Genomic DNA, 12,103 nt, shown 5'->3' with positions numbered 1-12,103 from the left:
GAGTTCATCGGTTACGGACCTCCTCGACGCGCACCGGCGCGTTCTTGTGCAGGGACTCGGTGGCGGCCTCAGCGAGCCACGCCACCTCGACGGCATCGGCGACCGTCGCTCCCCGGATGGGGCCGCCCCTGGTGACGTCGACGAATGCCGCCAGCTCGGTGCGGAAGGCCTCGGTGAACCGGTCCATGAAGAAGTGGTGCGGCTTGCCGGTGGGAAAGTCGCTGTGCGGGTCGAGGTTTCGTACGGGCGCCCCGGAGTCCCAGCCGGCGACCACGGTGTCGTCGAATCCGTGCACCTCGAGGCGGCAGTCGTACCCGCGGGCGTTGTACCGCGCGGCGGAGACCAGGCCCATGGCGCCTCCGTCGAACGTGACCACCACGGCGGCGGTGTCCACATCGCCGTAGTCGGCGAACAGCGGATCACCCTGCCGGGTTCCGGTCGCGTAGACCTCGACCGCCTCCTGACCGGTGACCCAGCGCAGCACGTCGAAGTCGTGCACGGCACAGTCACGGAAGATGCCGCCTGAGCCCCTGATGTAGTCCATCGGCGGGGGAGCGGGGTCCATCGTCGTGCCGCGCACGGTGTGCAGGGTCCCGACCGAACCGTCGTCGACCGCCCGCTTCACCGCGGCGAACGCGGCGTCGAAGCGGCGCTGGTAGCCGACCTGCACCGGCACGCCGGAGCGCGCGATCAACTCGGCGACCCGTGCGCTCTCGATGGCGGTCGAGGCGATCGGCTTCTCGCAGAACGTCGGGATGCCTCGCTCCACGGCGGCCAGGGTGAGCTCGGCATGGGCGGGTGTCGCGGCGGCGACCACCACGCCGTCGACGCCGGAGGCGAGCAGTTCGGCGACGCTGTCGACGGCCTTGACCCCGTGCTGGGCCGCGACGGCCGCGGCAACGTCGGTGCGCTCGTCGGTGATCACCAGGCCGTCGATTCCGTCGATGGCGCAGAGCGTTTCGGTGTGGAAGGCGCCGATCCGGCCGAGGCCGATCACTCCGAGGGTGGTCATGGGGTTCTCCGATCGTTGTGGGCGTCGAGCGCCGTATCGAGTGCGGCGGGGGGCAGACCGTCGGCCAGGGCGGCCAGCACGGCGTCGACCTGACTGGGTGGCGCGAGGTTGCCGAGGGGTTGATCCCGGTCGAGGTTGGTGGGGAACGCGTAGCCCTCGGCGGTGGCGTTGACGACGTTGGTCAGCTCCCGCTCGGAGCGGCCCGCGGCCTTCATGGCGAGCAGCGCCGGGTAGACGGCGCGCACCATCGCGGTGCGGTCCAGTGACTCCATCGCCCGACCGAACGGCGAGGAGATCTGCAGCAGGTTGGCCATCCTGCGGATGTCGGTCGACGTGTTGGACCCGGCACCGTGGTACAGCGCCGGATTGAAGAACACCGCGTCGCCCTTGCGCAGCGGCACCTGCACGTGATGCGCCGCGAAGTAGTCGATGAACTCGGGTCGGTGGAAGGCGACGTAGCCGCCGTCGAATCGCTGTGAGTACGGCAGCAGCATGGTCGGCCCGCTCTCCAGCGGCATGTCGCAGTGCGCCACCGCACCCTGCAGCGTCAGGGCCGCCGCAAGCCGGTGCAGGTGCGCCGGATAGCGGGTCAGGTGATCGGCGTCGACGAACCCGAGGTGGTAGTCGCGGTGCGGAACCTGCGCCGCACCACCGGGATTGACGACGTTGACCTGCGAGGTGACCTGGTAGCGCGGCCCCAGCCAGGCCTGCGACACCAGCGCGAGCGCGTCGGTGGCGTAGTACTCGGCGAACACCTCGGGGGCGAACAGGGCCAACTTCTGGGCGGCGTTCCAGATGCGGTCGTTCGCACCGGCCTCGCCGAAGTGGTCGCCCGCGGCGGCGCCCTCGGTGCGCTGCGCGTCGATCAGCGCGGTGAACGCGGCACTCGCGCGGTCCACCACGTCGTGGGCGAAGGCGTCGGTGAACACCACCACTCCGGGCCCGTCGGCGAGTGCCCGGATCAGCTCGGCCTGCAGCGCACGGCGGTCCGGGCGCGCCAGCGCGTCGGCCGGGTACACCGGCACGCCGGCCCGGACGTCGCCGGCCAGCGGATAGTCGGCCGGATCGGTGGTACGCGAGACCTGCGCGTGGAAGTCCTCCAGGCGGCAGTCGGCGTCCTCGATCCACGCGCCGTCCGTGGTGGTCGCTGAGGCGGTCATGTCCGATAGTCTTGCGGTGACCCACCCCGCAATCAACGGCAAAAAGCCCTCAAAAAACCCTCACTGACGTGCGCGAGCAGACGCAAAGCGCCGCGCTGGACGGCGTGTCGCGGGCAACATGCGTCTGCTCGCCGGGAGAACGGGACCCAGACCCATGGCGCACCGCTACAAGGTCCGCGAGATCGCCCAGCAGGCCGGGCTGAGCGAGGCGACCGTCGACCGCGTGCTCAACAACCGTGCCGGCGTCCGGGAGAACACCCGCGCGGAGGTGGCGCAGGCGATCGCCGACCTGGACAAGCAGCGGGCGCAGCTGAGGCTCAACGGCAGGCGCTACCTGATCGACGTGGTGATGCAGACCCCTCAGCGGTTCTCCGACGCCTTCCGCGCGGCGGTCGAGGCGGAACTGCCCGCCTTCGCGCCGGCGATGGTGCGGGCGCGCTTCCATCTGTGGGAGTCGGGGGAGACTGCACAGATGGTCGACGCGCTGGGCCGCATCCGTGGCAGCCACGGCGTGGTGCTCAAGGCGCAGGACGATCCGGAGGTCGCCGCGGCCGTCGACCGTCTGGTGGGCGCGGGCGTCCCGGTGGTCACCTACGCCACCGACGTGCCCGCCAGCGCGCGGTCCGGGTACGTCGGCATCGACAACCACGGCGCGGGGGTGACCGCGGCCTACCTGATGGACCAGTGGCTGGGCGCGTCCCGATCCGACGTGCTGATCACGCTGAGCCGCACGGTGTTCCGCGGCGAAGGCGAACGTGAGGTCGGCTTCCGCTCGGCCCTGCGCGGCTCGGGCCGGGGCATCGTCGAGGTCAGCGACAGCGACGGTATCGACGCGACCAACGAGCGGCTGGTGCTCGAGGCGCTCGACCGGCACCCCGCCATCGAGGCGGTGTACTCGGTCGGCGGCGGCAACACCGCCACGGTGGCGGCGTTCGAGAAGGTCGGCCGGCGCTGCCGGGCGTTCATCGCCCACGACCTCGACGCCGACAACCTGCGGCTGCTGCGGGACGGGAGGATCTCGGTGGTCCTGCACAACGACCTGCGCGCGGACGCGCGGCTGGCGATCCGGTCGATCCTGGCGCAGCGGGGAGCGCTGCCCGCCGAACCCGTGCGGCCGGCGCCCATCCAGGTCGTCACCCCCTTCAACCTGCCGGTGTGACGATGGAGTCGTCGTCGGGAGACAATCCCCGATAACATCTCGCGCCACGGCCTCAGGTGGCCACAGGGTGAACGGGGAGGGGCAGCGGTGCGACAGCTCGTCGGCGGGGTGACCGTGATGGGGAACCTCGCCGTCGACGTGATCAACGGTGCGGCGCCGAGCCCGGGAGGCTGTGCGTCCTTCGCCGGCGTCGCCCTCGAGGCGATGGCGGGGCCGGGACGCATCATCGGCATGGCCGCCGAGCGCGACCACGCGCTGTTCGATCCGCTGGTCGACCGGTTCGGCGCCTTCCTCCGCGTCCTGCCCGGACGGCGCACCAGCAGCTTCCGGCTCGACTACGTGGACGTCGACCACCGCACGATGACCGTCGAGGCCATCGGGCCGGTGTGGGGTGAGGCGGAGATCGCGGCCGCCGACCCGGACACCACCTGGATCCATCTCGCCCCGCTGCTGCGAGGGGACTTCCCCGCCGAGACGCTCGCGCTGCTCGCCCGCCGCGGGCACCGGATCGTCTATGACGGACAGGGGCTGGTGCGGGCCGACCGGCTGGGACCGCTGACACTGGACCGGCACTTCAGCGATGAGATGCTGCCGCACCTCGCAGTCCTCAAGCTCGCCGAGGACGAGGCGGTGATCGTCGCGGACGGCGAGTTCGACGCGTCGACCGCCGAACGGCTCGGAGTGCCCGAGATCCTCGTGACCTTCGGGTCGGAGGGCTGCGACGTCTACACCGACGGTTCGGTGATCAGGGTGCCCGCGGCGTGGCAGGTGAGCGGCGTGCAGACCACAGGCGCCGGCGACATGTTCACCGCCTGCTACACCGCCAACAGGTCGGCGGGCGCGGATCCCCACGAGGCCGTCGCGCTGGCCAGTGAGCTGGTGGCGCGCGAACTCGACAAGCGCCGCCAGAAAGAACCCGTCGGACGGCCCTGACGTGCTGCTGAGCAGCTGCTCAGCAGTGCTAGCCACGTGCTACCGGTGGGTAACTTTTCCTTAGAAATGACGACGCGTGAAAACGTGACCAACGACACACATTGACGGGTGTCAACTTGTCTTTCACGTCACTGAGCAGCGAATACTACCGACGTGGCCCGGCGACGCGCGGGCGTGTGTGGTAAAGCCTCGCCTAAGAGAAGTGCAATAATCGGTACTGACAGTGACATCAAACGGCGACGCGCCGCTGCGCGAAGCCGAGACCTCCGTGGGTTCCGCCCGGCGGCGGGTTGTCATTGACCGCGACTCGATCACAGCACCACGACCCGGGAAAGGCAGGGGGATGGGCTCGAACGGCAACGCAGCTGGTCCGGCAGCCAGTCCAGCACAGCCACGGCAGAAGCTGGAGAAAGTCGTCATCCGATTCGCCGGTGACTCCGGCGACGGCATGCAGTTGACCGGTGACCGGTTCACCTCCGAGGCGGCGTTGTTCGGCAACGACCTTGCGACGCAGCCGAACTACCCCGCCGAGATCCGGGCACCTCAGGGCACGCTGCCCGGCGTCTCGTCCTTCCAGATCCAGATCGCCGACTACGACATCCTCACCGCGGGTGACCGCCCGGACGTCCTGGTCGCGATGAATCCCGCGGCGCTAAAGGCCAACGTGGGCGACCTCCCGCGCGGTGGTCTGGTGATCGCCAACTCCGACGAGTTCACCAAGCGCAACCTGGCCAAGGTCGGCTACGAAGCCAACCCGCTGGAGAACGACGAGCTGTCCGACTACGTCGTGCAGGCCGTTCCGATGACCACCCTGACGCTCGGCGCGGTGGAGGCGATCGGCGCGACCAAGAAGGACGGCCAGCGCGCGAAGAACATGTTCGCCCTCGGCCTGCTGTCCTGGATGTACGGCCGCGAACTGCATCAGAGCGAGGCCTTCATCCGGGAGAAGTTCGGCCGCAAGCCCGACGTCGCCGAGGCCAATGTGCTGGCGCTGAAGGCCGGCTGGAACTTCGGTGAGACCACCGAGGCCTTCGCCACCACGTACGAGGTCTCGCCCGCCAAGCTCAAGTCCGGCGACTACCGGCAGATCTCCGGCAACACCGCGCTGGCCTACGGCATCGTGGCGGCCGGACAGCTCAGCAACCTGCAGGTGGTGCTCGGCACCTACCCGATCACCCCGGCCTCGGACATCCTGCACGAACTGTCCAAGCACAAGAACTTCAACGTGCTGACCTTCCAGGCCGAGGACGAGATCGCCGGCATCGGCGCGGCCATCGGCGCCTCCTACGGCGGCGCACTCGGTGTGACCAGCACGTCCGGCCCGGGCATCTCGCTCAAGTCGGAGGCGATGGGTCTGGCCGTGATGACAGAACTGCCGCTGATCGTCATCGACGTGCAGCGCGGCGGTCCGTCGACCGGTCTGCCGACCAAGACCGAACAGGCCGACCTGCTCCAGGTGCTCTACGGCCGCAACGGTGAGTCACCGGTCGCCGTGCTGGCACCGCGCTCTCCGTCGGACTGCTTCGACGTCGCCGTCGAGGCCGTCCGGATCGCGATCGGCTACCACACCCCGGTGGTCATCCTCTCCGACGGCGCGATCGCCAACGGCTCGGAGCCGTGGCGGATCCCGGACATCACCACCTATCCGTCGATCGAGCACACCTTCGCCAAGACCGGCGAGCCGTTCCAGCCGTACGCTCGTGATCCCGAGACGCTGGCCCGCCAGTTCGCGGTCCCCGGCACACCCGGTTTGGAGCACCGCATCGGCGGGCTGGAAGCCGCCAACGGTTCGGGCAACATCTCCTACGAGCCGAAGAACCACGATCTGATGGTGCGGTTGCGCCAAGCCAAGGTCGACGGCATCGCGGTGCCCGACCTCGAGGTCGACGATCCCAGCGGCGACGCCGAACTGCTGATGCTGGGCTGGGGCAGCTCGTACGGCCCCATCGGCGAGGCGTGCCGGCGGGCGCGGCGCAACGGCATCAGTGTCGCCCAGGCGCACATCCGGCACATGAACCCGTTCCCCGCCAACCTCGGTGACGTGCTGCGTCGCTACCCGAAGGTGGTGCTTCCGGAGATGAACCTGGGCCAGCTCGCGATGCTGCTGCGCGCCAAGTTCCTCATCGACGTGCAGTCGGTGACCAAGGTGGAGGGGATGGCGTTCCTGGCCGACGAGGTCGAGGGCATCATCGACGCCGCCCTGGAGGGCACACTCGCGGAGAAGGAAATCGACAAGGCCAAGTTCGCACGACTGGCCGCGGCCACCATCGAGGGCCCCGGCCAGGACGATGTGGAAACCGATGCGACCGGTGTGGGAGTGAAAGCATGACCGACCTAGTCGGATCCGATCTGAACCTGACCCCGCTGTCCAAGACGGCTCATGTGCCGACGACGGTCCAGCCGCAGAAGGGCAAGGACTTCACCAGCGACCAGGAGGTCCGCTGGTGCCCCGGCTGCGGTGACTACGTCATCCTCAACACGATCCGCAACTTCCTGCCCGAACTGGGGCTGCGCCGGGAGAACATCGCCTTCGTCAGCGGCATCGGCTGCTCGAGCCGTTTCCCGTACTACCTGGAGACCTACGGTTTCCACTCGATCCACGGGCGGGCGCCGACCATCGCCACCGGCCTGGCGCTGGCGCGCGAGGACCTGTCGGTGTGGGTGGTGACCGGTGACGGCGATGCGCTCTCGATCGGTGGCAACCACCTGATCCACGCGCTGCGCCGCAACATCAACCTGACGATCCTGCTGTTCAACAACCGGATCTACGGTCTGACCAAGGGCCAGTACTCGCCGACCTCCGAGGTCGGCAAGATCACCAAGTCGACGCCGATGGGCTCGCTGGACTACCCGTTCAACCCGGTGTCGCTGGCACTGGGCGCCGAGGCAACCTTCGTCGGCCGGGCGCTCGACTCGGACCGCAAGGGCCTCTCCGAGGTGCTCCGCGGCGCCGCTGCGCACCGAGGTGCCGCCCTGGTGGAGATCATGCAGGACTGCCCGATCTTCAACGACGGCTCGTTCGACGCGCTGCGTAAGGAGGGCGCCGAGGAGCGCCTGATCAGCGTCAGTCACGGTGAGCCGATCACGTTCGGCGCCGACGGCGAGTACTGCGTCGTGCGGTCCGGCTTCGGGCTCGAGGTGGCCAAGACAGCGGATGTGTCGGCCGACGAGATCGTCGTGCACAACGCCCAGGCCGACGACCCCGCGTACGCGTTCGCCCTGTCGCGGTTGAGTGAGCAGAACCTCGAGCACATGGTGATGGGCATTTTCCGCCAGGTCAGCAGGCCCACGTACGACGATGCTGCCCGCGGGCAGGTCCGTGCGGCGCGCGAGGCGCGGCCGCACGACACGGCCGCACTGCAATCGCTGCTTCGCGGCAAGGACACCTGGACCGTCGACTAACGTCGCAGGGGTGACGCCCGCCGTGCCGCTCGCCGCAGTCGTTCTGGCCGGCGGAGCGTCCCGGCGGATGGGACGTGACAAGGCCACTCTGGTCATCGACGGCCCGGCGGGACCCGCCACCCTGGTCGAGACCGTGGTGGCCGCTGTCAGCGGTCGTTGTGCGCCGGTGCTGGTCATGGCGGCCCCCGGCCAGCGGCTGCCCGTATTCGACATCGCACCCGAGCCGTCGGTGCTGCGCGACAAGGAACGCGGCGTCGGACCCCTCCTGGCCACCGGCCGCGGCCTGCGTGCCGCCGCCGAGGCGGGGCTGGAGTGGGCCTTCGTCTGCGCGGTGGACATGCCGCACCTCTCGGTCGATCTCATCGACGCCCTCGTCGGCCCGGCGGCACGGCTGCGCCCCGACGTCGTGCTGCCCTGGGACGGCCGTGACCACTACCTGGCAGGCGTGTACCGGACCGCATTGCATGAGCGCATCTCGACACTCGTGGCGGCCGGGGAACGCAGCATGCGAGCTCTGGTGGACCGCGTCGACACCCAGCGCATCGTCATGCCGGAACAACGGGCACTGACCAACGTCAACACCTCCTCCGATCTCGGCCGACTCGGCAGCCGGTGAACTCCAGCAAATTGCTGTGAATCTCTGGATTCAAGAGCCCGGAGGCTCCTATTTCGCCGTCATCGTTGAATGCACCGAATTCGGTGCCTTTATTCAGTGGCGGCAATTTGATTGTTTCGGCCGTCGAATTACCGCCCTGCGATGGCACGGTGGTTCCGATGTGCCTGCGCCGTAGGGTCTTTCGCCTGATCTGCGGCTGATGTCGTTGCCGGGAAGCCGTTTCCCGAGCGCGTACAGGACGACGTGTCTGTCCAACCGATGTCTTGATGAGGCGTCGGTGTGGGATCCGCCCCCCGTGACGGTGCCGGACCCGGCGGACGGGGCCGAGCGCGGCGTCCCGTCGTGAGTGTCTCGAGATGCCGAAAACCGTTGCCTGCTACTGACGCCCGGCCGATCACGGCCGGCGTGGCCTCCGGCTTCGGTTGGCGCCGTCGCGCATGGAAGCTCAACGGCATGTGGCCGAATACGCTGTGCCACAACATAATTCTCGTATTATCCGCTTCGGTACCCTCAGCAGCCGTCAGCGAACCGGCTCACCACGGATCATCCGAAAAATGCTGCGCGAGGGGGCTCGATACCCGTTGATGTTGCCGCACAAACCCGTTTCGGCGGCCGATTCCGCCCGAGTCGGGTAACCCAGGTCACATTTTGTGCGTGAACTGCCTCACGATCTTTCGCCTGCGTAACGATATTGCGTTCCGCGTCGATACCGCCGCTGACCTGCACAGGCATGCGCTGGCTCGGCGTCGTGATCTGCCCGTGATCAAACCGGGATCGGTGTGAGGACGATATGACTTCGCCCGAATCGGTTTTGTACGGTTCGACCCGGCTTCGGAATTGGAGCAAATAATTTCAAAAACCGAGAACCTGCGTGTGAGCGGGTCCGCGTACGGGTGGGGACACCCCGCGGCCGCCGGGATCCACCCGGCGGGGCGAGATCGCCGCCCCTGGCGTGCCTGACCGAGACGGCACGCCCCGGCTTTCCAGCCTCCTGTGAGGCGACGCGACCCATCCGGGCCGTCGCCGGCGCGCGCTTGGCGAAAGGATCGAACTTGAAGAACATCCGCAAGACGTTTGGGCTGGCCGCCATCACCGGGGCGCTCGCCGTGGCCCCGATGGCACTGGTGACCGGTACCGCGAATGCGGACAGCGGCGTCAACTGGGACGCCGTTGCCTCCTGCGAGTCCGGCAACAACTGGTCGACCAACACCGGAAACGGCTACTACGGCGGCCTGCAGTTCGCCCTGGGCACCTGGAAGGGCAACGGCGGCTCCGGCATGCCGCACCATGCCTCGCGCGAGGAGCAGATCCGCGTGGCCGAGAACGTGCTCAACAGCCAGGGCATCGGCGCATGGCCGGTGTGCGGCGGGCGCGGATAACACGTCGCAGCAGATGATGGCGGTGCCGGGCATGCCCCGGCACCGCCACTTCTTTCTCTCCAGCACCTCTACTGCGTTGCGCCCCGCTGAGAACTTCGGCCCCTCCTGTAACGCGTGACGCCGGTCACACGAATCACCGGATAAGTCACGAGGTCGGGGAAGGACCGCTATGACCGTCAACTGCACGAACGGCATCATCGGCGCACTGCGGAAAGTGCTGGTCCGGGTCGGCTGGCTCACCGCGATCGCGGCGGCGATCGCCGTGCCCATGCTGCTGTCCCCGGCGACGGCGAATGCCGACTCGCTGAACTGGGATGCGATCGCCGAATGCGAGTCGGGCGGCAACTGGTCGACCAACACCGGCAACGGGCACTACGGCGGCCTTCAGTTCAAGCCGTCGACCTGGTCAGCACATGGTGGCATGGGTAACCCGGCGACCGCCCCGCGGTCCGAGCAGATCCGGGTGGCCGAACGGGTGCTCGCCAAGCAGGGCATCGGCGCCTGGCCCAAGTGCGGTCCCCGTGGCGGTGCGCCGGCGATCTGGACTGTCCGCGGCCCTGCCCCCGCGCCCGCCGCGGGCGGCTGCGACGCGATCCGCACCGGAAGCGTGTTCGGCCTCTTCGACCTGCGCCGGCTGTGTTCGTCGGTGCTCAGCCCGCTGACGTCGCTGAGCGTGCCACGCTGATCTCGTTGCCCTGCGGGTCGACCAGCTGATCCGGCCCGTCCTCGACCGCGCCGGCGGCGAGCAGGTGGCCGGCGCCCCGCACGACCGTCGGCCGCCAGCGGTTCGGCCCGACTCGCTCGTCGTCCACCCGGACGAACTTCCAGATCAGACCCTCCCAGCCCGCACAGCCCCGCAGCCAGCGCGGCGTGCCGTCCGGCCCGTCATCGACACGAGCACCCACCAGCGGCGCCCACCACGCCGCCAGTGCTTCGGGCCGGTCGCTGTCGGTACACACCGCGAACGCCTCCGCAGGCGCGTCGGCGGGCAGCGCCGGCACCGGGAAGGCGCAGAACTCATTGCCCTCGATGTCGGCGAGCGTGACCCAGCCGGGCAGATGAGCGGCGAGCAGCCGGGCGCCGAGTGCGATCAGACGGTCCGGATCGTCGACGTAGACATCGAGGTGCACGCGGTTCTTCACCGCTTTCGGCCCTTGCTGCTGCGGGTCGAAGTGCAGCAACCGCTGCTGCTGTCGGACGCCGAGCACGCCGGCCCAGAACTCGCGCAGCGCCGCTGGGTCTGCTGCGTCGACCGCGAGTGGGCCGAGGGCGACGCTCACCGCGGCGGATCGTCGGGCATCGCGAACGCCGAGCGGGCCGCCACCGACGCCAGGTGGCGGGCCAGCACCGCTTCCGGCACGAGCACCGAGGCCCGGCTGGCCGCGGCGCTGAGCAGCGCGGGACGCAGGTTGATCACCCGGCCGATCATCGCGGCTTCGCGCACCAGTGCCCGCGTCCGCGGCCGCCGGAACCGCGCGTACTCGGCGAACGCCGTCGGCAGGTCGGCGCACCGGTGCACCATTGCGGCGAGAACCACCGCATCCTCGAGGCCCTGGCAGCCGCCCTGGCCAAGGTGCGGCCGCATCGGATGAGCGGCGTCACCGACCAGCACCACCGGGCCGCGTGACCACTGGCGCGCGAAGTCGCGGTCGTAGAGGTCGTTGCGCAGCACGTCACCCTCGGCCGTCGCGGCCAACAGCGCGGGGGTCGGCTCCGCCCACGAGGCGAACCGTTGCCTGAGGTGGTTGAGTTCGCCTCCCGGCGCCGTGCCGCCCTCGGCTGCCCGCTCGGTGGCGAACCAATAGGTGTGGTCGGGGCCCAGCGGCACGTGGCCGACCTCACGCCCCGCACCCATCGTCTCGCCCGCGAGATCGGGATCGAGAGGGTAGGCGGCGATAGCCCGCCACGCCGTGTAGCCGGTGTAGCGGTGATTCAGCTGCCCGTTCAGGTGGCGCGCCACCATCGACCCGACGCCGTCGGCGCCGACGACGGCGTCCACGTCGCGCGCCGTCGCATCTGACAGGACGACCCGGACGCCGGTGGCGGTGAGGACCAGTTCGTCGGCCGACAGTCCGGTCTCGACGGTGCCCGGGCGCAGCGCCCCGGCCAGGATCTCGGTGAGCGCATTGCGCCGGATCACGACAAGGGGCTCGCCCAGCGCCCGCACCATGCGCTCGGCGGCGGGGCGGCGAAGCCACGACCCGTCTTCCCAGCGCATCGCGCCCGCGGTGACACGCCCGCCCGCTTCGCGCACCGCGTCCCCGAGGCCGATCTCGTCGAGCGCCGCCAGCGCGTTGGGCCAGATGCTGATGCCGGCCCCGGTGGCGGTGTCGGTCTTCGCCTCGGCGATCGCGACGTCGTGTCCGCGCTGTTGCAGGGCCACCGCGGTGGCCAGGCCGGCGATGCCGGCGCCGACGATCAGTATCCGCTGCGCCATCGGTC

General features: G+C 69.4%; 10 protein-coding genes and 1 pseudogene. 7 read left to right on the top strand and 4 right to left on the bottom strand.

Going from position 1 to position 12,103, the window contains the following annotated elements:
• Nucleotides 1-4: 4 nt before the first annotated feature.
• Both O6P37_RS06965 and O6P37_RS06960 read right to left on the bottom strand, forming a co-directional pair.
• The gene (locus O6P37_RS06965; RefSeq protein ID WP_269893371.1) at nt 5-1,012 is read right to left on the bottom strand and encodes a Gfo/Idh/MocA family protein; all 1,008 of its coding nucleotides are present in this window, start codon (nt 1,010-1,012) and stop codon (nt 5-7) included.
• Nucleotides 1,009-2,172, bottom strand: a complete 1,164-nt coding sequence (locus O6P37_RS06960) for a phytanoyl-CoA dioxygenase family protein (RefSeq protein WP_269893370.1) — start codon at nt 2,170-2,172, stop codon at nt 1,009-1,011. The genes O6P37_RS06965 and O6P37_RS06960 overlap by 4 nt, the downstream gene beginning before the upstream one ends.
• Before the next feature lie 154 nt (nt 2,173-2,326).
• Here O6P37_RS06960 and O6P37_RS06955 point away from each other — a divergent pair, with 154 nt between their 5' ends.
• The 7 genes and pseudogenes from O6P37_RS06955 to O6P37_RS06925 all read left to right on the top strand — a co-directional run bounded on the left by O6P37_RS06955 (nt 2,327) and on the right by O6P37_RS06925 (nt 10,346).
• On the top strand, nt 2,327-3,331 hold the full coding sequence (locus O6P37_RS06955) for a LacI family DNA-binding transcriptional regulator (protein WP_269893369.1): 1,005 nt from the start codon (nt 2,327-2,329) through the stop codon (nt 3,329-3,331).
• A 108-nt stretch (nt 3,332-3,439) separates the two neighbouring features.
• On the top strand, nt 3,440-4,264 hold the full coding sequence (locus tag O6P37_RS06950) for a PfkB family carbohydrate kinase (RefSeq protein WP_269893652.1): 825 nt from the start codon (nt 3,440-3,442) through the stop codon (nt 4,262-4,264).
• A gap of 343 nt (nt 4,265-4,607) precedes the next feature.
• On the top strand, nt 4,608-6,593 hold the full coding sequence (locus tag O6P37_RS06945; RefSeq protein ID WP_264015409.1) for a 2-oxoacid:acceptor oxidoreductase subunit alpha: 1,986 nt from the start codon (nt 4,608-4,610) through the stop codon (nt 6,591-6,593).
• Nucleotides 6,590-7,666, top strand: coding sequence for a 2-oxoacid:ferredoxin oxidoreductase subunit beta (locus O6P37_RS06940; protein ID WP_269893368.1), 1,077 nt, complete (start codon nt 6,590-6,592; stop codon nt 7,664-7,666). Before O6P37_RS06945 ends, O6P37_RS06940 begins: the two co-directional genes overlap by 4 nt.
• A gap of 10 nt (nt 7,667-7,676) precedes the next feature.
• Nucleotides 7,677-8,282 carry a molybdenum cofactor guanylyltransferase gene (gene mobA / locus O6P37_RS06935; protein ID WP_269893367.1) on the top strand — a complete coding sequence of 202 codons (606 nt, stop codon included), beginning with the start codon at nt 7,677-7,679 and terminating at the stop codon, nt 8,280-8,282.
• Nucleotides 8,283-9,436: 1,154 nt separating this feature from the next.
• A pseudogene (locus tag O6P37_RS06930) lies at nt 9,437-9,661 on the top strand (transglycosylase family protein); the annotation flags it as partial.
• 169 nt (nt 9,662-9,830) lie between these two features.
• Nucleotides 9,831-10,346 carry a transglycosylase family protein gene (locus O6P37_RS06925; RefSeq protein ID WP_408633124.1) on the top strand — a complete coding sequence of 172 codons (516 nt, stop codon included), beginning with the start codon at nt 9,831-9,833 and terminating at the stop codon, nt 10,344-10,346.
• Here the strand turns inward: O6P37_RS06925 and O6P37_RS06920 are convergent.
• Both O6P37_RS06920 and O6P37_RS06915 read right to left on the bottom strand, forming a co-directional pair.
• Nucleotides 10,312-10,941: a VOC family protein gene (locus O6P37_RS06920; RefSeq protein ID WP_269893366.1), complete on the bottom strand. Its 630-nt coding sequence runs from the start codon at nt 10,939-10,941 to the stop codon at nt 10,312-10,314. The two genes, O6P37_RS06925 and O6P37_RS06920, sit on opposite strands and share 35 nt — an antisense overlap.
• Nucleotides 10,938-12,098 (bottom strand): FAD-dependent oxidoreductase, encoded by a 1,161-nt coding sequence (locus tag O6P37_RS06915; RefSeq protein ID WP_269893365.1) that lies wholly within the window; start codon nt 12,096-12,098, stop codon nt 10,938-10,940. The genes O6P37_RS06920 and O6P37_RS06915 overlap by 4 nt, the downstream gene beginning before the upstream one ends.
• Between the last annotated feature and the right edge of the window lie 5 nt (nt 12,099-12,103).

Source organism: Mycobacterium hippophais (genome assembly GCF_027529605.1).
GTDB classification, from domain to species: domain Bacteria; phylum Actinomycetota; class Actinomycetes; order Mycobacteriales; family Mycobacteriaceae; genus Mycobacterium; species Mycobacterium arseniciresistens.
Note: the sequence above shows the minus strand (reverse complement) of the source record. Positions and strands in the feature narration are given on the sequence as shown.

Bases quoted from the DNA above. Each gene is read 5' to 3' on its own strand.
- O6P37_RS06945 (WP_264015409.1), top strand. From the start codon at position 4,608: ATGGGCTCGAACGGCAACGCAGCTGGTCCGGCAGCCAGTCCAGCACAG.
- O6P37_RS06960 (WP_269893370.1), bottom strand. From the start codon at position 2,172: ATGACCGCCTCAGCGACCACCACGGACGGCGCGTGGATCGAGGACGCC.
- O6P37_RS06965 (WP_269893371.1), bottom strand. From the start codon at position 1,012: ATGACCACCCTCGGAGTGATCGGCCTCGGCCGGATCGGCGCCTTCCAC.
- O6P37_RS06925 (WP_408633124.1), top strand. From the start codon at position 9,831: ATGACCGTCAACTGCACGAACGGCATCATCGGCGCACTGCGGAAAGTG.
- O6P37_RS06940 (WP_269893368.1), top strand. From the start codon at position 6,590: ATGACCGACCTAGTCGGATCCGATCTGAACCTGACCCCGCTGTCCAAG.
- O6P37_RS06955 (WP_269893369.1), top strand. From the start codon at position 2,327: ATGGCGCACCGCTACAAGGTCCGCGAGATCGCCCAGCAGGCCGGGCTG.
- O6P37_RS06915 (WP_269893365.1), bottom strand. From the start codon at position 12,098: ATGGCGCAGCGGATACTGATCGTCGGCGCCGGCATCGCCGGCCTGGCC.